Here is a 24,402-nt window from a genome sequence, read left to right as displayed (position 1 = left end):
GTCCCGGGACCCGTGCCTTGCCGTGACCAGGGTAACGGGTGTGTGATCGAGGACACATCTCGCACACTCGCCGTTCGCCGAGGAGTCGTCATGGCCGACAGACAAGCCAAGAACGCCGACACCGGGGCCGCCGTCGCTGTGAACGACCCCGCCAAGGTCCGCAACGTGGTGCTCGTCGGCCCGTCGGGCTCGGGGAAGACGACCCTCACCGAGGCTCTGCTCGCCGCGTCCGGCACGGTGTCGCGCGCGGGCTCGGTGGTCGACGGGACGACGGTGTGCGACCACGACCCGGCGGCGGTCCGCCAGCAGCGCTCGGTCGGCCTTTCGGTGGCCCCCGTGCTGCACCAGGGCCACAAGATCAACCTGATCGACACCCCCGGGTACGCCGATTTCGTCGGGGAGCTGCGGGCCGGGCTGCGGGCGGCGGACGCGGCGCTGTTCGTCGTCTGCGCGGCCGAAGGGGTCGACGCGGCGACCGTCGCGGTGTGGGAGGAATGCGCCGCGGTCGGGATGCCGCGCGCGGTCGTCGTCTCCCGGCTCGACCACCACCGGGCCGACCCGATGGCCGAGATCGCCGCCTGCCAGGCCGCCTTCGGCGCCGGCGTCCTGCCGCTCTACCTGCCCGCGGGCGACGGCCTGGTCGGGCTCATCACCCAGCGGTACTTCGACTACTCCGGCGGGCACCCGCCCAAGATCGGCGAACCGGACCCGGCCGACCTCGAACGGCTGGCCGAGGCCCGCAACGAGCTCATCGAAGGGATCATCGCCGAGAGCGAAGACGAAACCCTGATGGAGCGCTACCTCGGCGGCGAGGAGATCGCCGAAGAGACGCTGATCGCCGACCTCGAGACCGCCGTCGCGCGCGGCACCTTCCACCCGGTCATCCCGGTCTGCTCGACGACCGGCACCGGCCTGTCCGAGGTGCTGGACGGGATCGTCCGGGCGTTCCCCTCCCCGCTCGAACACGCCCCGCCCGAGGTCACCACGCCCGACGGCGACCCGCACGCCGGGCTGACCGCCGATCCCGCGGGCCCCCTCGCCGCGGAGGTCGTGCGGACGGCCGTCGACTCCTACGTCGGCCGGGTTTCCCTCGTCCGGGTGTTCTCCGGGACGCTGCGGCCCGAACGGCCGGTGCACGTGTCCGGGCACGGCCTCGCCGAGCGGGGGCACGAGGACCACGACGCCGACGAGCGCGTCGCGCACCTCTACTCCCCGCTCGGCGCGAATCTGCGCGAGGTGCCCTACTGCGTCGCGGGTGACCTCTGCGCGTTGACGAAGGTCGGTTCGGCGGAGACCGGCGACACCGTCTCCTCCCCCGAAGAGCCGCTGCTGATGGAACCCTGGACGATGCCGGAGCCGTTGCTGCCGGTGGCCGTCGTCGCCAAGACCCGCAGCGACGAGGACACGTTGGCGCGCAACCTGTCCCGGCTCGTCGCCGGCGATCCGACGCTGCGGCTGGACCGCAACGCCGAGACCAACCAGCTGGTCCTGTGGTGCATGGGCGAGGCGCACTCGGACGTCGTGCTGTCCCGGCTGCGCGCGGGCGGTGCCGACGTCGACACCGAGCCCGTGAAGATCAGCCTGCGCTCGACGTTCGGCAAGCTCGCCAAAGGCCACGGCCGGCACGTGAAGCAATCCGGCGGCCACGGCCAGTTCGCCGTCTGCGACATCGAGGTCGAACCGCTGCCGCGCGGCGGCGGCTTCCAGTTCGTCGACAAGGTGGTCGGCGGCTCGGTGCCGCACCAGTTCATCCCGAGCGTCGAGAAGGGCGTGCGGGCCCAGCTGCAACGCGGGCTCGGCGACGGGCACCCGGTGGTCGACATCAAGGTGACGCTGGTCGACGGCAAGGCGCACAGCGTCGACTCCTCCGACGCGGCGTTCCAGACCGCCGGCGCGCTGGCCCTGCGGGAAGCCGCGTCGAACGGGCACATCACGATGCTCGAGCCCCTGGAAGAGGTGGCGATCCGGCTGCCGGACGAGCACCTCGGCACAGTCCTCGGCGACCTGTCCTCCCGCCGCGGCCGGGTATTGGGCACCGAAGCCGGCGACGGCGGCCGGACGGTGATCAAGGCCGAGGTCCCGGCGACCGAGCTGCTGCGCTACCTGATCGACCTGCGCTCGATGACCTCGGGCACGGCGACCTTCACCCGCCACCACGCCCGCTTCGAGCCGATGCCGGAAGGAATGGCGGTCCACTAGCCGGGTCTGCCGCGGCTGGTCGTGAGTGTTTAGGGCGGTTAGAACCGCCCTAAACACTCACGACGGGTCTGGGCCTTCAGAAGTCGAAGCCGCCCGGGCGGTTGTTGCGGTCGGCCAGCAGGCCGGCGAGCGTGGCGATCGCGATCTCCGGCGGCGTCCGCGAGCCGATGTTCAGGCCGACCGGGCGGTGCACGCGGGCGATCTCGGCGTCCGGCACGCCGAGCGCGTGCAGCGAGGCCTGGTGCGGGCCGGGGTGGCGCGGGTTGCCGAGCACGCCGATCCAGCGCGGCCGGTGCTCGAGGGCGGCCTTCAGGACCTCGCCGAGCTCGGGCCGGTGGTGGTCGGTGACGACGACGTCGGCGGACCCGTCGAGCGGCGGCAGCGTCGTCGCGGCGTCGAACCCGTCCGGGACGTCGGTCGCGCGCGCGGCGTCCGGTTCGAACAGCGCGACGTGGAACCCGAGGTCCCGCGCGAACTTCAGCAGGTACCGCGACACGGGCGAGGCGAAGACGGCGACCAGGGTCCGCACGCCGGAGTCCGGTTCGGCGGCGCCGTGGGCGACTTCGCAGGCCTCGGGTTCACTCATGCCGCCATTGTGCCCCGCTCAGCGGACTTCCTCGCCCAGCGAGACGCGGAACTGGTACGTGTCCGTCTTGCCCTTGATCAGCACCAGGTACCCGCCGGCCACGCGCAGCACCGTCCGGCCCTGCGGTGACCACGGACGCGCCGGCCGGTGCTGCTTCGCGAGCAGGTACGCCTCATCCTCCGCGCTCTCGCGATCGGGGTAGCGCTCGGCTTCCGCGACCGACCAGCCCCGGGCGTCACCGGCGCCGCCCTGCTCTTCGATGACGACCCACCAAATCGAACTCATGACCTTCCGACGCGCCCGGGCGCGGGACGGTTTCAGATCTCTTCGCCCACGGTCAGCCGGAAGTGGAACGTCGAGGTCCGGCCGTCGACGATCACCAGGTAACCGCCCGCGACCCGCAGCACCTTCCGCGACTTCGGCGACCACGGGTAGACCGGCTCGTACTCACGGGCGAGCCGCAGCGCCTCGGCCTCGGCGGTCTCCTGGTCGTCGCACGGGAAGGTGTCCGAAAGGGACCAGCTCCGGCCGTCACCGGCGCCGCGCTGCTCCTCGACGACGACCCACCAGCTCACGGCGTCAGACCTCCGGCTCCGCGAACTCGAAGTACTCCGGCACGGGCGCGGTCCCGGCCAGCCGGAAGTAGCGCACCTTCCGGCGGCGCCGCAGCCGCAGGGTGTCGCGGACGGCGTCGTTGTGGACGCGCCGCGCGATGATCACCCGGTGCTCGGCGTCGGTCAGCTCCTCGGCCAGCTCGGGCAGCAGGCCCGCCCGGTCGACGCGGCTCAGCTCCCGGGTCAGCTCGTTCTCCTCGGTCTCGCGGTCGGGCCGGGGCGCCGCTTCGGCGCGTTCGGCCGACGTCCGCAGCTCCGCGTCGCCCAGCACGACGGCGACCGCCCGGGCGACCACCGCGCGGCGGGCCAGTGCCGCGTCGAGGGCCGCCCAGCCCGCGTCCATCCGGACGTGCAGGCGGTCGAGCCGGTTCGCCGTCGCCACCAGGAACAGCCCGCCGAGCACGACGATCACCGCGAGCACCGGCAGCAGCCAGCCGAGCACGCTCACCGGGCGAACTCCCGCTCCGGCGCCGCGACGCGCCGCGGGTCGGCGGCGACGGCCGTCTCGTAGACCCGCAGCACCTGCGTGGCCACCACCGACCAGTCGAACATGGTGACGCGCTCCCCCGCCGCCGCGGCCAGCGACGCCCGGCGCGCGGGGTCGCCGAGCAGCTCGCGCAGCCCGTCGGCCAGCGCGCCCGGGTCACCGGTCTCGACGAGCATCCCGGCGCGGCCGTCGTCGAGCACGCGGCGGAACGAGTCGAGGCCGCTCGCCAGCACCGGCGTGCCCGCGGCCATCGCCTCGGTGAGGATCATCCCGAAGCTCTCGCCGCCGGTGTTGGGCGCGCAGTAGACGTCGACGCTGCGCAGGGCCTGGGCCTTGACCGCGTCGGTGGCCTGGCCGAGCAGCTCCAGGTGCGGCGCCAGCTCGGGACCGGCGTCGCGGCGCAGCTGGTCCTCGTCGCCGCGGCCGACGACCACCAGCCGCAGGTCCTCGAACTCCGGCAGGATCCGCCGCAGCGCCTCCAGCAGCACGCCCATGCCCTTGCGGGGCTCGCCGAACCGGCCGACGAACCCGACCGTGCCGCCGGCCCGCGGGTAGCCCGGCAACGGCGTCGCGGCGGAGAAGAACTCGACGTCGACGCCGTTGGGGACCTCGACGGCGTCGCCGCCCGCGTGCTCCACCTGGACCCGGCGGGCCAGCGCCGACACCGCGATCCGCGCGGTGATCTTCTCCAGCAGCGGCCGCAGCACGGGTTGGAACGCCGAGAGCGTGCGCGACCGGGTCGTCGCGGTGTGGAAGGTGGCGACGATCGGGCCGTCGGCGATGAGCAGCGCCAGCAGGGACAGGCTCGGCGCGGCGGGCTCGTGCAGGTGCAGGACGTCGAAGTCGCCTTCGCGGATCCAGCGCCGCACGCGGGCGTAGGACACCGGGCCGAACTGCAGCCGGGCGACCGAGCCGTTGTACCGGATCGCCAGCGCCTTGCCGGCCGGGTGCACGAACTCGGGCAGGTCCGCGTCGTCGTCGGCGGGAGCCAGCACGGACACCTGGTGCCCACGGGAGATCAGCGCCTTCGTCAGGTCGATCACGTGCCCCTGGACGCCGCCGGGCACGTCGAAGGAGTACGGGCACACGATCCCGATCCGCATCGGTCGCGCGGTCACGGCTCAGCTCGCTTCTTCGAGGCTGCCCGGCTCGGCGGCCTCCATGTCCGCGGGCCAGAACTTCTGCACCATGTGCCAGTCGGCGGGGTGCGCGGCGATGTCGCCGGCGAAGATGTCGGCCAGCGCCTGCGTCGCGGCCGGGACCTCGGCCCGCGCGGTGACGCGGATGCGCGGGTGCAGCCGGACCTGCCAGCCGTCCTCGGTGAACCAGCAGCCCGCCGGGATCAGCGCGGCGCCGGTCGTCGCGGCCAGCCGCGCCGGGCCGCCGGGCATCCGGGCCGGCTCGCCGAAGAACTTCACGGGGATGCCGCTGTCGGTCAGGTCGCGGTCGCCCACCAGGCAGACGGCCTTGTTCTCCCGCAGCCGCTTGAGCAGCACGCGCATCGCGGAGCTGTCGCCGGTCAGGGGGACGATCTCGAACCCGAGCGACTCGCGGTAGGAGGCGAACCGGCGGTAGAGCGACTCGGGCTTCAGGCGCTCGGCGACGGTCGTGAAGCCGCCGAGGTAGTCGGCCAGCCAGACGCCGGCGATGTCCCAGTTGCCGCTGTGCGGCAGCGCCATTACGGCGCCGTTGCCCTCGGCCAGGGCCGCGTCGAGGTTCTCGACGCCGGTGATCGAGGCCGCGACCTTGCCGCTGACCTCCTTCTGGTCCATCGACGGCAGCCGGAACGTCTCGTGCCAGTAGCGGGCGTACGAGCGCATCGCGCGGCGGGTCAGCTCGTCCAGCTCGGCCGGGTCGGCCTGCGGCACGACGCGGGCGAGGTTGGTACGCAGCTGCCGCACGCCCCCACCGTCCTGCCGGACGGCGAGGTCCGCCCCCAGGGAGAACACGGTGCCGCCGAACCCGGCGGGCAGCCAGCCGGCCAGCCGCCACGCGGCGGCGTACCCGAACTCGCTGAGCCTGCCGGACACCTTGCTCATACCGGCTGCTCCCCGGCGGCCGCCTCGCGAGCCGCCTTCGCGACGGCGGCGAAGCGCTGCAGCAGCGTGATGACCGAGAGCACGGCCAGCAGCCAGAGCGAGATGTCCACGGTCCACGGCACGCCGAGGCCGTGCAGCCCGGTGCCGACCAGCGCGATGATGAGCCGCTCGGCGCGTTCGACGAGGCCGCCGTCGACCGGCAGGCCGGACGCGTCGGCGCGAGCCTTGACGTAGGAGATGACCTGGGCGAGGACCAGGCACAGCAGGGCCGCGGCGGCGGCGGGGTGGTTGTCGTCGACCACGAAGCACCACCAGGCGATGGCGGCGAAGAGCGCGCCGTCCACCAGCCTGTCGCAGGTCGCGTCGAGCACCGCACCGAACGGGGTGCCGTAGCCGCGGGCCCGGGCCATGGCGCCGTCGAGCAGGTCGAGCATGGCGAAGCCCCACACCGTGAAGGTGCCCCACAGCAGGAAGCCGTTGGGGAAGAAGACCAGGGCACAGGCGATGGCGCCGGCGGTGCCGAGCACGGTCATCGCGTTCGGGGTCAGCCCGGCGCGGACCAGCGCCTGGCCGATCGGATCGGTGACGCGGGAAACGGAGGCACGCGCGAAGATATTGAGCATCGGTTCGTCTGAGGCACCTGGCTACGAGGGTCGGGTGGGCGATGGCAGCCTATCGACCCGCCCCGGTGAACCCGACGCGCCGCCCCGCGTCAGCCCGATTTCGGCAGCCGGACGACCTCGCCCGGATACTCCGCGGCGTCTCGCTCGGCCTGCGCCGCGGCGCATTTCGGCGAGAGCCGGTCGCGGATCGCGGCGCTGATCTCACCCAGCGCGGTCACCTGTTCCGGCGTCAGCGGGTCGAACAGGCTCTCCCGGACCGCCTCGACGTGCCCGGGGGCCGCGGCTTCGAGGGCGTCGAAGCCTTCCTTCGTCAGGACGGCCCACGCGCCGCGCTTGTCGGTCGGGCAGGCCTCGCGGCGGACCCAGCCGTTGGCCTCCAGGCGCGCGACGGCGTGCGAGAGACGGCTGCGCGACGCCTGGCGCGCGTCGGCGAGCTCGCTCATCCGGAGACGCCGGCCGGGCGCTTCGGAAAGGGAGACGAGCACCTCGTAGTACGTGTGCGGCATGCCCGAGTCGTGCTGGAGCTGACCCTCGAGGTGCGCGCCGAGCATGCGGGTGGCCAGGTTGAATTCACGCCAGACGCGCTGCTCGTCGTCGCTGAGCCATCGAGTTTCGGACATACCCCCAGCATACCCCTGGTTGAACCCTCAATCAGGGGTTGCCGGTTACGGGTTCACCAGGCGTCGGCCAGCAGGTCCCGCGTCTCGCCCAGCAGCTGCGGGAGCACCTTCGTCTGGCCGATCACCGGCATGAAGTTCGCGTCGCCGCCCCAGCGCGGCACCAGGTGCTGGTGCAGGTGCGCGGCGATCCCGGCACCGGCGATGACGCCCTGGTTCAGGCCGATGTTGAACCCGTGCGCGCCCGACACCTCGCGGATCACCTTCATCGCGTGCTGGGTGAACTCCGCGACCTCGCGGGTCTCCTCCGGCGTCAGCTCGGTGTAGTCCGCGACGTGCCGGTACGGCACCACCATCAGGTGACCCGGGTTGTACGGGTACAGGTTCAGCACCGCGTAGACGACCTCGCCGCGGGCGACGATCAGGCCGGTCTTGTCGTCCATCGACGGGATCCGGCAGAACGGGCAGCCGGGTTCCTCGTCGCCGTCCGGGTTGTCGTGGCTCTTGATGTAGGCCATCCGGTGCGGGGTCCAGAGGCGGTGGAACGCGTCCTGGACCCCGACGCCCTGCTGTTCGACGACCTCGGGGCCGTCTTCGGGGACACCGCTCACCGAACGACCGTCTCCAGCGCTTCGGCCGACGGCGACGCGTTCTCGCGGCGCTCGATCCAGCCGGCGATGGCGGCGACGGCGTCGGCCACCGGCACCCCGTTGATCTGCCCGCCGTCGCGGAAGCGGAACGACACCGCGCCCGCCTCGACGTCCTTCGCGCCGGCCAGCAGCATGAAGGGCACCTTCTGCGTGGTGTGCGTGCGGATCTTCTTCTGCATCCGGTCGTCGCTCGCGTCGACCTCGGCGCGGATCCCCTGGGCGCGCAACGCCTTCTCGACGTCGTCCAGGAAGCCGACCTGGTCGGCGGTGATCGGGATGCCGACCACCTGCACCGGCGCCAGCCACGCCGGGAACGCGCCCGCGTAGTGCTCGGTCAGCACGCCGAAGAACCGCTCGATCGAGCCGAACAGCGCGCGGTGGATCATCACCGGCGTCTGGCGGGTGCCGTCCGGCGCGGTGTACTCGAGCTCGAACCGCTTGTTCTGGTTGAAGTCCAGCTGGATGGTCGACATCTGCCAGGTGCGGCCGATGGCGTCCTTGGCCTGCACCGAGATCTTGGGGCCGTAGAAGGCCGCGCCGCCCGGGTCCGGGACCAGCTCGAGGCCGGAGTCGACGGCGGCCTGCCGCAGCGTCTCGGTGGCCTCCTCCCACTCCCAGTCCTCACCGATGAACTTCTCCGAGTCGCCGCGGGTGGACAGCTCGAGGTAGAAGTCGGAGAGGCCGTAGTCGGCCAGCAGGTCCAGCACGAACTTCAGCAGCGACCGGAGCTCGCCCGGCATCTGCTCCTTGGTGCAGTAGATGTGCGAGTCGTCCATCGTCAGGCCGCGCACGCGGGTCAGGCCGTGCACCACGCCCGACTTCTCGTAGCGGTAGACCGTGCCGAACTCGAACAGCCGCAGCGGCAGCTCGCGGTAGGACCGCCCGCGCGAGCGGAAGATCAGGTTGTGCATCGGGCAGTTCATGGCCTTGAGGTAGTAGTTCTCCTCGTCGAACTGCACCGGCGGGAACATCGTGTCCGCGTAGTAGGGCAGGTGGCCGGAGGTGTGGAACAGCTCGCCCTTGCTGATGTGCGGGGTGTTCACGAACTCGTAGCCGGCCTCTTCGTGGCGGCGGCGCGAGTAGTTCTCCAGCTCCCGGCGGATGATGCCGCCCTTGGGGTGGAACACCGGCAGGCCGGAGCCGATCTCCTCGGGGAAGGAGAACAGGTCCAGCTCGGCGCCGAGCTTGCGGTGGTCGCGGCGCTCGGCCTCGGCGATGCGCTCGAGGTAGGCGTCCTGCGCCTCGGCCGACTCCCACGCCGTGCCGTAGATCCGCTGCAGCTGCGGGTTCTTCTCGCTCCCCCGCCAGTACGCGGCGGCGACGCGGGTCAGCTTGAACGCGGGGATGAACTTGGTGGTCGGCACGTGCGGACCACGGCAGAGGTCACTCCAGACACGTTCCTTGGTGCGCGGGTCGAGATTGTCGTAGATGGTGAGCTCGCCCTCGCCCACCTCCATCACCTCGGCGGTGTCCACTTCGGACTTGAGGTCGACCAGTTCGAGCTTGAACGGCTCGTCGGCCAGTTCCTTCTTCGCCTCGTCCACGGAGTCGAAAACGCGCCGCGAGAACTGCTGGGCGCCCTTCACGATCTGCTTCATCCGCTTTTCGAGCGCCTGCAGGTCTTCCGGGGTGAACGGGGTGTCGACGGCGAAGTCGTAGTAGAAACCGTCCTTCACCGGCGGGCCGATGCCCAGCTTGGCGGCCGGGAACTGCTGCTGCACGGCCTGGGCGAGCACGTGGGCCGCCGAATGGCGGATGACGCTGCGGCCGTCCTCGGTGTTCGCGGCGACCGGCTCGACCTCGGCGTCGGATTCCGGGGCCCACGCGAGGTCGCGCAGCTTGCCCTCGGCGTCGCGCACGACGACGACCGTGTCCGCGCCTTTGGTCGGCAGACCGGCTTCGCGGACCGCCGCGCCCGCCGTAGTGCCCGCCGGTACCACCACGCGGGAGGCGGCCACGGGGGAAACGGGGGACGGCTGCGACACGATCGGCTCCTCGAACTGGAGTGACAAAGATGACCCGGTAGATGCTAGTCGGCGGCCGGTTCGCGCCTCACGGGCGTCCACGAATGCCGGACGGGCCGCCTCCGCGCCGGAGACGGCCCGCCCGATCGGGGTAGTCAGTTCAGAGGGTCTCGACGACCTGGTCGAAGTCCAGCCGCGGCAGACGGTCGAACCACGGGTTCTCCCCCGGCTTGCCGACGTTGACCACGACCAGCGAACGCCACTGCTTGCCGTCGAAGAACTCCTGGTCGACACCGGCGGCGTCGAACCCGGTCATCGGGCCGGCGGCCAGCCCGGCGGCGCGGACGCCGATGATGAAGTAGCCGACCTGCAGCAGGGAGTTCAGCTTGGCGAACTCGACGCGGCCCTCTTCGTCGGAGAAGTTGTCCTTCGCCCGCGGGGCGTGCGGGAAGACCTGCGGGAGGTTCTCGTGGAAGTCGACGTCGGCGGCGAGCACGACGGTCAGCGGCGCGGCCTCGGTCTTGGCCTGGTTGCCCGGGGCCATGTGCGGGAGCAGGCGGGCCTTCGCCTCGGCGGTGCGGAGCACCAGCGCGCGCAGCGGCTGGGTGTTCATCGACGTCGGGGCCCACTTGACGAGGTCGTAGATCGCGCGGACCTGCTCCTCGGTCACCGGCTCGGAGCTGAAACTGTTGGCGGTGCGCGCGTCGCGGAACAGCAGGTTCTGGACGTCCGCGGGCAGCTGGAGGGCCTCGGTCTGCTCGGCAAAGGTGGTCATGGGGCGCGTTCCTTCCGTGGTTCGGTACCCCGTGCAACCTGATTGAGCGTTGAACTATTTCGCTCTCAACCACTTTGGCGCGTGAAGTGGATCACCCGGACCCGGGAACGAGCACGGCCGTCGATCCCCCGCGGCGGGGATCGACGGCCGTGGCGCGGAAAGCGCGGTGGAAAACCGGACGGGTCAGTAGGCGCCCTGACCGCCCATCACCGCGCGGAACGTCTTCCAGAGGATCACCAGGTCCAGCGCGAGGGACCAGTCCTCGACGTAGCGCAGGTCGAGCCGGATGCTCTCGGCCCAGGTGAGGTCGGAGCGCCCGCTCACCTGCCAGAGCCCGGTCAGGCCCGGCTTCACGAGCAGCCGGCGGCGCGCGTCCGGCGCGTACTGCGCGGTCTCCTCCGGCAACGGCGGCCGCGGGCCGACGAGCGACATCTTCCCGGAGACGACGTTGAACAGCTGGGGCAGCTCATCGAGCGAATACCGGCGCAGCAAACCACCCACCCGGGTGATACGCGGATCCCGCTTCATCTTGAACAACGGGCCCGCGCCCTCGTTCTCGGCCTGGAGGTTCTTGCGGATCTCGTCGGCGTTCGTCACCATCGTGCGGAACTTCAGCATGGTGAAAACGGCGCCGTCACGGCCGACGCGGTGCTGCCGGTAGATCACCGGGCCGCGGTCGTTCAGCTTGATCGCGACGGCGATCGCGAGCAGCAGCGGAGACATCATCGTGAGCAGGAACGCCGAGCCGGCGCGGTCCACGATCTCCTTCACCACGCGGCGCCCGCCGGTGAACATCGGCGCGGTGACCCGCAGCAGCGGCATCCCCAGCACCCCGGTGACGTTCAGCCGCGGTCCCGCGACCTCCATCAGCACGGGCGCGACGACCATCTCGGCGCCGGTGCCCTCCATGTCCCAGGCCAGGCGCTGCAGGCGCTTCGGGCTCCAGTACTGGTCCGCGGTGATCGCGACGACGCGGTAACCACCGCGGCGCACGTGCCGGGACAGTTCTTCCAGCCGCCCGACCACCGGGACGCCGTCGATCTCGCCGCTGTCGCGGTCGGCGCCGTGCCCGGTGAACGTGCAGGCCGCCTCGACGCGCCACCCGACGTGGACCTCGGACCGGGTGCGCGCGATGAGGTCCGCGACGGTCTCCGGGCTGCCCGCGGCCATCACCGGCAGCAGGCAGAGTCCCTTGGCGCGCTTGCGGTGCAGCACCTGGCGCAGCAGGTAGCGCTGCGGGAACGCGACGAGCGCGATCGCCGGGACGACGACGAACACCCAGACCTGGACCTCGAGCGCGCCGAACAACAGCCCGCCCAGCGCCACGAGGACGGCCGCCGTGATGAAGCCGCGCCCCAGGGTGCGATACTCCTCCGCGCCCTCGCCGAGCACCCGCGGGCTCCACGCCCGGCTCACCGGCAGGGAGACGAAGACCGCGAGGATCGTGCCGAACGCGTGCATGTCGTGCGGAGCCACGCGATCGATGACGAACGCGCTGATCGCGATCACCAGCAGCGTCACGAAGACGTCACTGCCGATGACCCAGGCTCTGTATCTGGCCTCCCAGGCCGCCGGTAGCGCCTTGGGGGACGGGGTTCCGGCCGGTTCGGCGGCCGGGCGCTCGTCCCGCTTGGCGGGTCGCGGGATGGCTTGGAGGTCGATGTGCGGCGGTGGCTGGGCCACCGTGTACGAAGGCCGCACCGACTCTTCCATCAGACCTCCCGGAAACAGGAATCGGAGTTGTAACTGTGGGCACGCTGCGTCACCGAGAGTGATTTCGGAGAGTGATCGCAAACTCGGTTGTCGCGCGGGGCCCGCAGAAGCTTCACAAGGCAAGGTATCGGCGACTCTCTCAGCATCGTTACAAGGATTTCCAGCCACATGCTGTGCGTCTTCCCCGCCAGAAAATGGCCGCAAGATAACAAGATGATGACGATGGGTAATAGCTCGTATCCCATCGAAAACTACGCAATGTAGCCAAAAATCGCGATGCCCGCACCCGGGTGGACGCCACCCGTCCGAACGGCCGAACGGCCGCCGGAATCTACTGTGGACACTTCACCAGGCCGGCGGTCCACAATGGAGCGGACGGCGCCGCGACAGGGATCGGGCGGTACGCCGGGTGATCACGTGGTGACGTTCTCCGTCAAGTCGTCACACGTGCCGGTTTCCGTCACAGGATCACCCAGCGCGAGCGGACCACGGCCCGCCCGCGGCCAGGCCGGCGATCCATCGGACACGCGCCGTGACCACGCCGTCACGACCGGGCGGCCCAGCGCGGTCGCGCCGGCGGAGCGTGCCGAGGATCACACCGCCACCTCCCCGCCGTCACGGTTCGACACAAAGCCACCGACACGACAGATTCAGGAAGAAAATTCCACCGGGCTCGCGACGTGCGAGCCCGAAGCTCTGTTGACAGCCCATACGGCGGCCGCGGAGGGACAGTTCACTCCGGATCACACGACTACCCGCGCGGGGGAGGCAAAGCCTCGATCGGACCGGCCGGAAGCCCCGGAAAAGCGACTGCACGCTGGGGGTCCGGGGGCGCTCACGGCAGGACGCGGGAGCCCGGCCCCACCGGACACAACGAGAAGAGCCCTGTTTGCGCAGTCCGCAAACAGGGCTCTTCCACGATTCTCGGGTGGGCGATACTGGGATCGAACCAGTGACCTCTTCGGTGTGAACGAAGCGCTCTCCCCCTGAGCTAATCGCCCGCTCGGGGTGTTGCGGAAGACTCTACCGCACTACTTCAGAACGCCTGCAAACGGGTGGTCCTGCCCGACCACACTCCGCTTACCGGCGAGTACGGAGCGAACAATCCCGAGCTAGCCGGGGTCGTGGCGGCCGGGGGCCGCCCGACACGACGTTCGACATCCGTGCGACGGTGCTACCACGCGGCGATCAAACCGCGCAGTATGGACGGGTGGACCCTCCCGGGGCGCGTCCGTCGTGCTGCGCGCCGCGGGTGAACACGGACGACAGACAGGGGCCGGTGCGCCCGGACGGGTGATCTGCGGCTTACCCGCGACGGAATCGGCCTCCCGGTGCGTCCCAGTGGTGACGCCCTCGGCCAGGCCGGGCCGGGAAGGGAGACGAGGGGTAGGACGATGCGCAACGATCACGTGACGCTCCGCTCGACGGCGGTCTTCGACCTGCTGGCGCCGCGGACGCCCGCGGTTCCGGTGAAGGTGGAACTGCGCTACGACACACGCGACCCGTACGCGGTGGTCGCCGCCTTCCGCACCGGCCGCGCCGGCTGGGTCGAGTGGGTCTACGCACGCGACCTCCTCGCGGACGGCCTGCTGGCCGACGCGGGCGACGGCGACGTCCGCATCCGCCCGTCGGTCGAGGACCCCGAATCGGTGCTGATCGAGCTGAACTCGCCGTCCGGGCACGCCATGTTCGAGGCGTCCGCCCAGGAGCTGGCCGACTTCCTCGACCGCACCTACGACGTCGTCCTGCCGGGCAACGAGCACCTGTGGGTCGACGTCGACGACGCGCTCACCCACCTCATCCCGCACGATCTGGCCTGATCACGGCGCCGCAACGGCCAAGTGACACCCCGGTGTCACGGCCGTTTCCGGGGTCCGATATGGTTTTTCCACACCACGGCGACGGGGTGAGGCACAGGGCCACGGCCCAGAGTCTCCCGAACCGGAGCTGGGGAGTGCGGATGTAGCGCAGCTGGTAGCGCATCACCTTGCCAAGGTGAGGGTCGCGGGTTCGAATCCCGTCATCCGCTCGGTAGGCTCTCGCAGCCTGGCACGGTGGAGTGGCCGAGAGGCGAGGCAACGGCCTGCAAAGCCGTGTACACGGGTTCGAATCCCGTCTCCACCTCGCGCGATTAGCTCAGCGGGAGAGCGCTTCCCTGACACGGAAGAGGTCACTGGTTCAATCCCAGTATCGCGCACCACCTGAAACCGCAGGTCAGAAGCCCTGTCCCTCCCCGGAGGGGCAGGGCTTCTACTCGTTAGTCGGCGACAATCCGGCGACGGCACCCAGCGCCGGTACGGTCCGCCCGGACCGCAGATGCGGGAACCAGGACACCAGCTTCGCCCGCTCCCCCGGATACAGCGACCGCAGCCAGCGCTCCTCCAGGACGTCCAGGATCTCGTTCACCATCGCCGGCGTCACGTGGTCGTAGACGCGGGTTATGCCCTTCATCTTCTGGCCGCGCCTGTCTCGCGACCTCCGGGATCCCGTCCTCGGTCAGCCACGTCGCGTGCGTGTGCCGCCCTTCGTGGAGGTCAGCAAGATCGGCGGTTGTCGCTCCCCCGCACCGGATTCGACCAGGCCGGCCGCCAGAACCGGATCCGGGAGTTCGGCCGCCGCCAGGGATGTCCCTCCGGTGTGGACAGTACGAACGGATCGCGGGGGCTGTCCATCAGCTCTCGTAGAGCACCGCGATCCCGGGCGGCAATGCCACGAACCGAGTCCCCGCAGGGGTTTCGTCCGGCCCTTCTTGGGCCGGGAGTTCCCACGCCTCATCGGCGGACGTTGACGGCCATCCGAGTGATGATCATCACTCTTCCGGCCTCCTTTGTGGACCTTCCCGCCAATCTCCTTCAGCGGACTGCGGAACTCGATCCCACGATGCAAGCCCTCGGCCGCCTTGCGGGGCCGCGAGCACACATTGGCCCGGTCACCACTCGACGGGCAGGCTGTAGAGGCCGAACGCGAAGCCGTCGTGCTTGAACGGCAGGTCGGCCACCTCCGCTGCCAGCCGCAGGTCCGGCAGCCGTTCGAACAGCGTCCGGTAGACGATCTGCAGCTCGATGCGGGTGAGGTTCTGGCCGATGCACTGGTGCGGGCCGAAGCCGAACGCCACGTGGTGGCGGCTGCGGCGGGTGATGTCGAGCCGGTCGGGGTCGGGGAAGGCGCGCTCGTCGCGGTTCGCGGACGCGCACAGCGCGAAGACCCCTTCGCCCGCCCGGATGAGCCGGCCGCCCACCTCGACGTCTTCCAGCGCCAGCCGCGCGGTGATGAAGTCGACCGGGGTGTGGAAGCGCAGCAGCTCCTCGACCGCGCCCGGCAGCAGTTCCGGGTGCGCCGCCAGCCGCGCGCGCAGGTCCGGTTCGGTGAGCAGCGTGAACACGCCGAGGGAGATCATGTTGGCGGTGGTGTCGTGCCCGGCGGTCAGCAGCACCCGCACCGAGCTGACAAGCTGATCGCGGTGCAGCTGACCGGTGCGGTGGTAGCCGGTGATCAGCCGGCCGATCAGGTCGTCGGACGGGTGCGCGATCTTCTCGGTGACGAGGTCGTCGAGGTAGGCCATGAGGTCGTCCATCGCCTGCCGCCGCTGCTCGACGGTGGACGTGCGCAGGGTCCACTGCTCGGTGCGTTCCTGGAAGAGCAGCCGGTCTTCGCGCGGCACGCCGAGCAGCTCGCAGAACACCGCCGACTGCAGGGGTTCCGACAGCGCCGCCACCAGGTCCGCGCGGTCGCCGCCGTCGATCACGGCGTCGAGCAGCTCGTCGACGAACCGCTGGATCGTCGGGCGCAGCTCCTCCAGCCGCCTGACACCGAACTCCGCGTGCAGCATCCGGCGCAGCCGGGTGTGCTCCGGGGCGTCGGTCCGCATGAACGGGCGGGTGCGGGTGGTCAGCGGCACGCCGCCGCCGTTCACCAGCCGCCCCAGCGGGAAGCCCGGGCGCATCGCGTCCGCGCTGAACCTCGGGTCCGACAGCACGAACCGCACCTCGGCGTGGCGGGTGACGACCCACGCCTCGCCGCCGTCGGGCAGCGTCACGGGCACCACCGCGCCCTGCTCCCGCAGCGGCCCGTACCCCTCGGGCGGGGCGTGCGGGCAGGTCCGCGGCATGGGGAACGCCGGTGCGGTTCGCGTTTCGGTCGTCATCACATCACCTTCGGAGGCTCGTCGTGGGTGGTGGCCCGGCGGCGCAGGCGCAGGCCGCGGCGCAGGAGGCCGATCATCGCCCGCTGCGGGCCGCGGCCGCCCTGCAGCCGCAGCAGCGATTCGACGACCCACAGGCGGTTCTCGGCCACGTGCCGAGGTGAGCCGTGCTCGTCGTCGAACTCGTTGTCGTGCAGGTCGCGCACGTGTTCGCGCAGCAGGGCGACGTCGCCGGGCGGGATGATCTCGTCACGGGTGGCGACGGTGCAGCAGATCGGGATGTCCAGGGCCGCAAGGGTTTCCGGGTCGAGGGCCCAGTCGCGGGCGAAGAGGGCCGGCAGGCCGGCGGCGGGGGTGCCGGTGAGGTGGGCCAGCGTGTCGACGGTGATCCGCGGCAGCGCGCCGAACCACACCGGGTCGGTGAAGAACTCGCGGACCGGGGCGCCGGCGGTGACGGCCCCGCGCAGCCGCGGGTCGTCGGCGGCGGCGCGGAGGGCGAGGTGGCCGCTGAAGCTCACCGCGACCACGTAGGTCCGGGCGACGTCGGCGCGGTCGGCCACGGCGTCGAGCACGGCCGGCAGCATCCGCCAGCTGCCGGCGTCGTAGCGCAGGGTGTTCTCCCCCACTCCCGGCATCTCGGTGACGAGCATGGTCAGCCCGAGCCGCCGCGCCAGCCGCAGGTTCGGCGCCCACTGTTCCTTCGTGCTGATCGTGCCGCCGACGAACAGGACCAGCGGCTTGCGGTCCGTGGTGGACAGGCCGCTCGCCCAGCAGCGGACACGGCCGCCGGGCAGGTCGACGTCGACGCGTTCGATGCCGGCCCGGTCCCGCCGCCAGCGGTCGAAGGTGCCGACGCTGCGGTCGAGGGCGTCGCGCCGCGCCGGGCCGTCGACGAACGGGAACCGGGCCATGCTGTAACAGCGCAGGGCGTCGAGCAGGGCGCCGTCGCGTTCGAGGCGTTCGCCGGTGGCGGCCCATTCGCGGGTCCAGGAGCCCGCGGCGCCGTCCTCGTCGTGGTGGATGCGGCCCAGGACCTCGCGGTAGCGCGCCGCCGGGATGCCCTGCGCCTCCGCGTGCGCGACCACGTACTTCTTCAGCTCGCCGACGTCGTTCACGACTTCCCCACGGTGGCCGGGACCCGCGCGAACGACTCCAGGCCGTCCTTGATCTCGGTCAGGACGTCCGCCGCTTCGGCGCCGTCGATGACGCGGTGGTCGAAGGCGAGGCTCAGCCGCATCAGCGGGGCCGTGGTGATCCGGCCGTCGCGGACCACCGGCCGCTCGAGGACGCGCCCGACGCCGAGCGTGATCGTCGTGCCGCCGACGGAGTGGAACGCGTCGACGGCACGGTGCCCGAGCGAGGTGACGGCGAACGTGCCCATCCGCCCGGCGCGGCCCGCCAGCGGCCGGACGGTGCGGCGGAACCCGCACCGCCCGAGCCACAGCGGCAGCTTGTGCAGCGTACGCAGGGCCGCGAACTCCGGCATCTCGTCGGGGTTCCCGTCGCGGTAGTGCTCGACCTGCGACTGGATGCCGGGCAGCTCGGTGCGATCGAGGTCGCGCAGCACGGCCGAAAGCACCACGCGGCGGCCGCCGACGGTCTTGTCGAAGGTCAGCTTTCCGTGCACCGACGGGCATTCGGCGACCCGGGGCCGGCGCCGGCCGCCGAGGGCCGCGTTGGCCTCCGGGTGCCGGGCCAGCGTGCGGGCGGCCGTGTGGAGGACGTAGCTGACGGTCGAGGTCCGCCCGGCGGCGGCCCGGTGCTCGCGGACCCGCGTCATGTCCACTTCGGTGTCGAGGAACACCGGGGCGAACCCGCGGATCTCCTCGAGGAAGTAGAGCGTGTGGCGCCGCTGCCGGCTCAGGGGTTTCCCGCTCACGCCGTCGTACTCACCTTTCGGGTCGGGGGAACCGGGTCAGCCGCACATCGTCATCTTGATCCCGAGGCGCGTGGTGGGGCTCGGCGGGTCGAGCAGCTTCCACTCGCCGACACCGGCCTTGCCGGCGTACTTGCCGCTGGTGCCGCGGACGAAGATGCGGTAGGGCTTGCCGGCGAGCAGCCCTTCCCGCTCGGTGGACGCGAACACGGTGAACGTGCCGTCGGCGAGCTGGCCCGTGTGGTAGTAGTCGACGGCCAGGTTGCCGTTGGCCGGGTTGATGTGCGTGGCGACGCCGTACCCGACGGCTTCGCCGATGACCTTGTCGCCGGCGTCGAACATGTTCTCGTGGTAGCTGATCGCGTCGCCGACCTTGGCCAGCGGGTTGTTCGGCGTGCGCGCGCCGACGGCGAAGAAGTCGTGCGGACGCTCCCAGATGTTGTCGATGGTCACACAGCTCGGGTGGCCCTTGCCGTGCTGCGGCGCGGCGGCGCCGGTGGCCGCCGAGGCGGCGGCGCCGGTGAGCCCGGCACCGAGGCACCCGGCGAGCGCCAGGGCGAACACTGCTGTTTTTGCCGACACGCGCGACATTGCGGTCCTTTCGACGAACGACGGTCTGTTCGCTTGCCATGCTCGGCGGAGCGGCTAAAGCGGCGCCAAAGGTTCAGTCCCGGCTGGCGGCCGGGTCGCGGCCGAGGACCTGGTCGATGAAGTCGAACATCTCCGACGGCGACGACGACCGGATCCGGCTCGCCAGTTCCGCGCCGGGCTCGTCCCCGGCGCCGCCGTCGAGCAGCTTCCGCAGGCGGGTGGCGACGGTGAGCCGGGCGCCGCTGCCGGCGGGCAGCCGCGCGAACGCGGTTTCCAGCCGGTCCAGCTCGGTGAGCGCCACCCGGGCCGGATCGGCCGCCTCGGGTGCGAGTTCGGCGAGCAGGTGGTCGGCCACCGCGGCCGGTGTCGGGTGGTCGAACACCGTCGTGGCGGGCAGCCGGAGCCCGGAGGCGGCGTTGAGCCGGTTGCGGAACTCGACGGCGGTGAGGGAGTCGAAGCCCAGGTCCTTGAACGGCTGCCGCGGCTCGACGCTGCCGGCGCCGCCGTGCCCCAGCACGGTGGCCACCAGCTCCCGCACCAGCTCCAGCACGGTCTCGCGCTGCTGGTCCGGGTCCAGGCCGCGCAGCCGGTCCGCGAGCGGGGGGCCGCCGGGCGCGCCGGTGGCGGCGGTCCGCCGGCCCGGGGTGCGGACCAGCGCGCGCAGCACCGGCGGGACGTCGGCGAACGTGGCCAGCTCACGCAGCCGGGCGAGGTCGAACCGGACCGGCAGGACCACGGGGTCGCCGAGGCCGAGGGCCGCGTCGAACAGGGCGACGCCCTGCTCGGCGGTGAGGGCGGCGATGCCGGAGCGGCCGACCCGGGCCAGGTCGCCGTCGTCGAGGTGCCCGGTCATGCCGCTGGCGTCGGCCCAGAAGCCCCACGGCAGCGACGTGGCCGGCAGGCCCAGGCCGGCGCGGTGCTGGGCGAGCGCGTCGAGGAAGGTGTTGGCCGCCGCGTAGTTGCCCTGCCCGGGGCTGCCGAGGACGCCGGCGACCGAGGAGTACAGCACGAACGCCGCCAGGCCGGCGTCGCGCGTCAGCTCGTGCAGGTGCCAGGCGGCGTCGACCTTCGGCCGCAGCACCTTCGCCAGCGCCTCCGGGGTGAGCGAGGTGAGCACGCCGTCGTCGAGCACGCCGGCGGTGTGGACCACGGCGGTGAGCGGGTGCTCGGCGGGGACCGAGGCCAGCAGCGCCGCCAGCGCCGGGCGGTCGGCGACGTCGCAGGCCACCACCCGGACGTCCACATCGGACAGTTCGGCGCGCAGCCCGGCGGCCCCCGGGCTGTCGATGCCGCGACGGGCGGCCAGCAGCAGGTGCCGGACGCCGTGTTCGGCGACGAGGTGCCGGGCGAGGAAGCCGCCGAGCTTGCCGGTGCCGGTGAGCAGCACGGTGCCGTCCGGGTCGAACCGCGGCGGCACCGGCGCGGTCGCGGCCGGCGCGCGGTTCAGCCGCGGCACGTGCACCGCGTCCCGCCGCAGGGCCAGCTGCGGTTCCCCGGCGAGCGCCGCGGCGAGCCCGGGTCCGGACACCGGGTGCTCGTCGAGGTCGAGCAGCGCGAACCGGCCGGGGTGCTCGGTCTGCGCACTGCGCACCAGGCCCCACGCGGCGGCGCCGGCGAGGTCGGCGGGCCCGGTCTCCGGCGCCACGGCGACGGCGCCGCGGGTCACCACGACCAGCCGTGCGTCCGCGAGCCGCTCCTCGGCGAGCCAGGACCACAGCAGCTCCAGCAACGCCGCGGTGGTCCGGTGCACCCGCTCCGGCACGTCGGCGCCGTCCGGGCGGGGGCAGGCCGCGAACACCGTTTCCGGCGCCGCGTCCGCGACGGCGGCGAGGTCCGGAAGCTCCGGTACGTCCAGGCCGGCGGGGGCGGTGCCCAGGGCGGCCCAGCGCCGCGGCGCCGTTCCCGGCTCCGGCTGGATCACCGGCCAGTCGAGCCGGTGCAGGGAGTCGCGCCGCGGCCCGGCCAGCCGGCCGGGCACCAGGGCTCGCAGCAGCAGCGTCTCGACGGTGATCACCGGGGTGCCCGTCTCGTCCACGGCGGACAGGGAAACGGTGTCTTCGCCGGCCGGGGCCAGCCGGACCGTCAAGGCGGTGGCGCCGGTGGCGTGCAGGCCGACGCCGCCGAAGCTGAACGGCAGGAAGACCTGCTCGGCGGTGCCCCGGAGGCCGAGCGCGTGCTGGGCCGCGTCGAGCAGCGCCGGGTGGATGCCGAAGCCGGCGACGTCGGTGCCGTCGGGCAGCCGGACCTCGGCGTAGATCTCCTCTCCGTGGCGCCAGGCCGCGGTGAGGCCCTGGAACGCCGGGCCGTAGGAGTAGCCGAGGTCGGCGACGCGGCCGTAGAACCGGCCGACGTCGACGCGCTCGGCGCCGGGCGGCGGCCAGCTCGCCGGGGCGTCCGGCGCGGGGGTGTCGGCGGTGACGAACCCGCCGGCGTGGCGGGTCCAGCCGGTCTCGGTGCCGTCCGGCCGGGCGTGGACGGCGACCGGCCGGTGCCCGTCGGCGCCGGCCGCGCCGACGGTGACCTGCACGGCGACGACCTCGTCGGCGGCCCAGGTGAGCGGGGTTTCGATGGTCAGCTCGGCGATGCGCCCGCATCCGGCGCGGTCGCCCGCGGTCATCGCCAGTTCGGCGAACCCGGTGCCGGGCAGCAGCACGGTGCCCTCGACGGCGTGGTCGGCGAGCCAGGGGTGGGTGCCGAGGGACAGCCGCCCGGTGAGGACGACCCCGCCATCGCCGCCATCGCCGCCGTCGCCGGCCACGTCGACCGCGGCCGGCAGCAGCGGGTGGCCGGTGGGGACCTGGCCGAACCCGGCCGGGCCGCCCGTCCCGTCGGGGGCGGGCATCCAGTAGCGCTGCCGCTGGAAGGGATAGGTGGGCAGGTCGACGTGCCGCCCGCCGTCGAGGACGTCCTCCCAGCGCACCGGCGCGCCGTGGACGTACGCCTCCGCGGCGGAGGTCAGCAGGCGTTGCCAGGAACCGTCGTCACGGCGGAGAGTGCCGATGGCGGTGCCCTGTTCGATGCTCATGGTGAGTACCGGGTGGGCGCTGGTTTCGATGAACAGCGCGTGCCCGTCCTCGGCGAGCCTCTCAGCTGTCTGTCCGAAAAGGACAGTCTGACGCAGGTTGCGGAACCAGTACCCCGCGTCGAGTGCGGCCGTGTCGATGGGCACACCCTCCACTGTGGAGTAAAACGCGATCTCCGACGTGCGTGGCTCTATTCCAGTGAGGATGTCGAGCAGTTCGTCGTGGAGACTGTCGATGTGCGCCGAATGCGACGCATAGTCGACAGGAACCATCCGAGCCCGGGTTCCCTTGGTTTCGGAGGTGTCAACCAGCTTCTGCAAGGCGTCGCGATCACCGGAGATCACGGTGGCGGTGGGGCCGTTGATCGCGGCGATCTCGACACCGTCGGGCAATTCCAGACTCTCGGCAGGCGCGGCGATGGAAGCCATCCCACCGTTGCCACCCATCGCCCGGATCGCCTTGCTCCGCAGCGCGACGACTTTCGCCGAGTCTTCCAGGGTGAGGGCTCCGGCGATGTAGGCGGCGGCGATTTCACCCTGGGAGTGCCCGACTACCGCCTCGGGAGTCACGCCGAGGGATTGCCAGAGGGTCGCCAGGCTGATCATGACGGCCCAGAGTGCGGGTTGGACTACGTCGACCCGGTCGAACCCGGGTGCGCCTTCGGTACCCCGCAGCACCTCTGTCAACGACCAGTCGGTGTAGGGCGTGAGAGCGTCCGCGCACGCCTGGATCTGGTCGGCGAACACCGGGCTGGCGTCCATCAGCCCGGCGGCCATCCCGGCCCATTGCGAACCCTGCCCGGGGAACACGAACACCGTCTTGCCCGGGATCACGCTGCCCTGTACCAGTTGTGGTGCGGGCATGCCGGTGGCGAGGGCGGACAGCCCGTCCCGGAGTTCGTCGGCGTCGCGGCCGAGCACCACCGCCCGCTGCTCGAAGCGGGCGCGGGTGGCGACCAGCGACCAGCCGGTGTCCCGGGCGTCGGCGTCGGCCGGAACGGCGTCGAGCAGCCGCCGGGCCTGGGCGGGCAGGGCTTCGGCGGTCTTGGCGGACAGCGCCCACGCCACCACGGCCACCGGCGGGGACGGCTCGGGTTCCGGTGCGGCCGGCGGCTGCTCGAGGATCACGTGGGCGTTGGTGCCGCTGACCCCGAACGAGGAGACGCCGGCCCGGCGCGGCTGCCCGTCCGGCACGGTCCACGCCCGGGCTTCGGTCAGCAGGGACACCGAGCCCGTGCTCCAGTCCACGTGCGTCGAGGGCTCGTCCACGTGCAGGGTCTTCGGCAGCGTCGCGTGCCGCATCGCCTCGATCACCTTGATCACCCCGGCGACGCCGGCGGCGAGCCCGGTGTGGCCGATGTTGGACTTGATCGAGCCGAGCCACAGGGGCTCCTCGCGGTTCTGTCCGTACGTCGCCAGCAGCGCCTGCGCCTCGATCGGGTCGCCGAGGGTGGTGCCGGTGCCGTGCCCCTCGACGGTGTGGACGTCCGCGGGTGAGAGCCGGGCGTCGGCCAGCGCCTGGCGGATCACCTGCTCCTGCGACGGGCCGTTCGGCGCGGTCAGCCCGTTCGACGCCCCGTCCTGGTTGACCGCGGTACCGCGGACCACGGCCAGCACCCGGTGCCCGCGGCGCCGCGCCTCCGAAAGCCGTTCCAGCAGCAGCACGCCGACGCCTTCGGTGAAGCCGGTGCCGTCGGCGGCCGCGGCGAACGCGCGGCAGCGGCCGTCCGCGGACAGCCCGCGCTGGCGGCTGAATTCGACGAACAGGCTCGGGCTCGACAGCACGGTCACGCCGCCGGCCAGGGCCATGGCGCACTCGCCGCGCCGCAGCGCCTGCACCGCCAGGTGCAGCGCGACCAGCGACGACGAGCACGCGGTGTCCACGGTGACCGCGGGCCCCTCCAGGCCGAAGGTGTAGGCCAGCCGGCCGGAGGCGACGCTGCCGGCGGTGCCGGTCAGCAGGTAGCCCTCCAGTTCCTCCGGCGTCGCGTGCAGGCGCGACGCGTAGTCGCCCGGGTTGACCCCGACGTAGACGCCGGTGGAGGAGCCGCGCAGGGTCGCGGGCACGATCCCGGCGCGTTCGAACACCTCCCACGCGGTCTCCAGCAGCAGCCGCTGCTGGGGGTCCATCGCCACCGCCTCGCGCGGGGAGATCCCGAAGAACGCGGCGTCGAACTCGTCGGCGTCGTGCAGGAACCCGCCTTCCCGGACGTAGTACCGGCCGGGCCGGTCCGGGTCGGGGTCGTACAGCCCGGCGAGGTCCCAGCCCCGGTTGCCGGGCAGCGCGGAGATCGCGTCGGCGCCGTCGGCGACCAGGCGCCACAGCGCGTCCGGGGAGTCCGCGCCGCCGGGGTACCGGCAGGCCGTGCCCACGACGGCGATCGGCTCGTGGTCGCGCTCCTCGGCTTCGCGCAGCCGCCGGTTGGCGTGGCGCAGGTCGGTCGTGGCCCGCTTCAGGTATTCGCGGAGCTTGTCGTCGTTCGGCATGGTTGTGCTGCCCACCCC

General features: G+C 72.1%; 19 protein-coding genes, 4 tRNA genes and 1 pseudogene. 5 read left to right on the top strand and 19 right to left on the bottom strand.

The genetic code is table 11. The features are described 5' to 3' along the window. The first annotated feature begins 90 nt into the window (after positions 1 to 90). The gene (locus OG494_RS10225) at positions 91 to 2,199 is read left to right on the top strand and encodes an elongation factor G-like protein EF-G2 (RefSeq protein WP_328454267.1); all 2,109 of its coding nucleotides are present in this window, start codon (positions 91 to 93) and stop codon (positions 2,197 to 2,199) included. A gap of 76 nt (positions 2,200 to 2,275) precedes the next feature. Here the strand turns inward: OG494_RS10225 and OG494_RS10220 are convergent, their stop codons facing one another. From OG494_RS10220 to OG494_RS10160, 13 genes are all read right to left on the bottom strand, one after another. Further along, the gene (locus OG494_RS10220; RefSeq protein WP_328454265.1) at positions 2,276 to 2,785 is read right to left on the bottom strand and encodes an XdhC family protein; all 510 of its coding nucleotides are present in this window, start codon (positions 2,783 to 2,785) and stop codon (positions 2,276 to 2,278) included. A gap of 18 nt (positions 2,786 to 2,803) precedes the next feature. Further along, positions 2,804 to 3,070: a hypothetical protein gene (locus OG494_RS10215; protein WP_247052275.1), complete on the bottom strand. Its 267-nt coding sequence runs from the start codon at positions 3,068 to 3,070 to the stop codon at positions 2,804 to 2,806. 32 nt (positions 3,071 to 3,102) lie between these two features. After that, positions 3,103 to 3,360, bottom strand: a complete 258-nt coding sequence (locus OG494_RS10210; RefSeq protein WP_328454263.1) for a hypothetical protein — start codon at positions 3,358 to 3,360, stop codon at positions 3,103 to 3,105. A gap of 4 nt (positions 3,361 to 3,364) precedes the next feature. Beyond that, on the bottom strand, positions 3,365 to 3,847 hold the full coding sequence (locus OG494_RS10205) for an NUDIX hydrolase (RefSeq protein ID WP_247052277.1): 483 nt from the start codon (positions 3,845 to 3,847) through the stop codon (positions 3,365 to 3,367). Continuing rightward, positions 3,844 to 4,989 carry a glycosyltransferase family 4 protein gene (locus OG494_RS10200; RefSeq protein ID WP_328458912.1) on the bottom strand — a complete coding sequence of 382 codons (1,146 nt, stop codon included), beginning with the start codon at positions 4,987 to 4,989 and terminating at the stop codon, positions 3,844 to 3,846. Before OG494_RS10200 ends, OG494_RS10205 begins: the two co-directional genes overlap by 4 nt. 18 nt (positions 4,990 to 5,007) lie before the next feature. Then, positions 5,008 to 5,925 carry a phosphatidylinositol mannoside acyltransferase gene (locus OG494_RS10195; protein WP_328454261.1) on the bottom strand — a complete coding sequence of 306 codons (918 nt, stop codon included), beginning with the start codon at positions 5,923 to 5,925 and terminating at the stop codon, positions 5,008 to 5,010. Next, a complete protein-coding gene (gene pgsA / locus OG494_RS10190) occupies positions 5,922 to 6,548 on the bottom strand; it encodes a phosphatidylinositol phosphate synthase (protein ID WP_328454260.1) in 627 nt (208 codons plus the stop codon). Before pgsA ends, OG494_RS10195 begins: the two co-directional genes overlap by 4 nt. Positions 6,549 to 6,637: 89 nt before the next feature. Beyond that, positions 6,638 to 7,168 (bottom strand): MarR family winged helix-turn-helix transcriptional regulator, encoded by a 531-nt coding sequence (locus OG494_RS10185; RefSeq protein ID WP_328454258.1) that lies wholly within the window; start codon positions 7,166 to 7,168, stop codon positions 6,638 to 6,640. Positions 7,169 to 7,221: 53 nt separating this feature from the next. Next, complete coding sequence (locus OG494_RS10180; RefSeq protein ID WP_328454256.1) at positions 7,222 to 7,776, bottom strand: HIT family protein; 555 nt, start codon at positions 7,774 to 7,776, stop codon at positions 7,222 to 7,224. After that, positions 7,773 to 9,800, bottom strand: a complete 2,028-nt coding sequence (thrS, locus tag OG494_RS10175) for a threonine--tRNA ligase (RefSeq protein WP_328454254.1) — start codon at positions 9,798 to 9,800, stop codon at positions 7,773 to 7,775. The genes OG494_RS10180 and thrS overlap by 4 nt, the downstream gene beginning before the upstream one ends. A gap of 139 nt (positions 9,801 to 9,939) precedes the next feature. Continuing rightward, positions 9,940 to 10,554 (bottom strand): malonic semialdehyde reductase, encoded by a 615-nt coding sequence (locus OG494_RS10170; protein WP_328454252.1) that lies wholly within the window; start codon positions 10,552 to 10,554, stop codon positions 9,940 to 9,942. Positions 10,555 to 10,737: 183 nt separating this feature from the next. Further along, on the bottom strand, positions 10,738 to 12,267 hold the full coding sequence (locus tag OG494_RS10165; RefSeq protein WP_328454250.1) for a sugar transferase: 1,530 nt from the start codon (positions 12,265 to 12,267) through the stop codon (positions 10,738 to 10,740). Positions 12,268 to 13,196: 929 nt separating this feature from the next. Beyond that, a tRNA-Val gene (locus tag OG494_RS10160) sits at positions 13,197 to 13,268 on the bottom strand. A gap of 393 nt (positions 13,269 to 13,661) precedes the next feature. On the opposite strand from OG494_RS10160, the gene OG494_RS10155 reads away from it, so the two are divergent. The 4 genes from OG494_RS10155 (at position 13,662) to OG494_RS10140 (ending at position 14,467) form a co-directional block, all read left to right on the top strand. After that, positions 13,662 to 14,087: an SsgA family sporulation/cell division regulator gene (locus OG494_RS10155; protein WP_033293569.1), complete on the top strand. Its 426-nt coding sequence runs from the start codon at positions 13,662 to 13,664 to the stop codon at positions 14,085 to 14,087. Positions 14,088 to 14,223: 136 nt separating this feature from the next. After that, positions 14,224 to 14,296 (top strand) — tRNA-Gly (locus OG494_RS10150). A gap of 24 nt (positions 14,297 to 14,320) precedes the next feature. Next, positions 14,321 to 14,391: transfer RNA gene (locus OG494_RS10145), tRNA-Cys, on the top strand. A gap of 1 nt (position 14,392) precedes the next feature. Further along, a tRNA-Val gene (locus OG494_RS10140) sits at positions 14,393 to 14,467 on the top strand. Between the two features lie 50 nt (positions 14,468 to 14,517). Here the strand turns inward: OG494_RS10140 and OG494_RS10135 are convergent. From OG494_RS10135 to OG494_RS10110, 6 genes and pseudogenes are all read right to left on the bottom strand, one after another. Next, on the bottom strand, positions 14,518 to 14,718 hold the full coding sequence (locus OG494_RS10135; protein ID WP_328454231.1) for a hypothetical protein: 201 nt from the start codon (positions 14,716 to 14,718) through the stop codon (positions 14,518 to 14,520). A 478-nt stretch (positions 14,719 to 15,196) separates the two neighbouring features. Then, complete coding sequence (locus tag OG494_RS10130) at positions 15,197 to 16,411, bottom strand: cytochrome P450 (protein WP_328454229.1); 1,215 nt, start codon at positions 16,409 to 16,411, stop codon at positions 15,197 to 15,199. Continuing rightward, a complete protein-coding gene (locus OG494_RS10125) occupies positions 16,411 to 17,523 on the bottom strand; it encodes an alpha/beta hydrolase (protein WP_328454227.1) in 1,113 nt (370 codons plus the stop codon). The genes OG494_RS10130 and OG494_RS10125 overlap by 1 nt, the downstream gene beginning before the upstream one ends. Continuing rightward, entirely contained in the window at positions 17,520 to 18,287 is a 768-nt protein-coding gene (locus OG494_RS10120) for a 2-oxo acid dehydrogenase subunit E2 (RefSeq protein WP_328454225.1), read from the bottom strand. Before OG494_RS10120 ends, OG494_RS10125 begins: the two co-directional genes overlap by 4 nt. A gap of 36 nt (positions 18,288 to 18,323) precedes the next feature. Continuing rightward, positions 18,324 to 18,875 carry an allene oxide cyclase barrel-like domain-containing protein gene (locus OG494_RS10115; RefSeq protein WP_328454223.1) on the bottom strand — a complete coding sequence of 184 codons (552 nt, stop codon included), beginning with the start codon at positions 18,873 to 18,875 and terminating at the stop codon, positions 18,324 to 18,326. A 73-nt stretch (positions 18,876 to 18,948) separates the two neighbouring features. Beyond that, positions 18,949 to 24,384 (bottom strand): annotated as a pseudogene (locus tag OG494_RS10110) (SDR family NAD(P)-dependent oxidoreductase); the annotation flags it as partial. Positions 24,385 to 24,402: the final 18 nt, after the last annotated feature.

This window comes from Amycolatopsis sp. NBC_00438, assembly GCF_036026695.1.
Lineage (GTDB): Bacteria > Actinomycetota > Actinomycetes > Mycobacteriales > Pseudonocardiaceae > Amycolatopsis.
The sequence above is the reverse complement of the archived record's forward strand: the minus strand, read 5'-3'. Positions and strand labels throughout refer to the sequence as shown.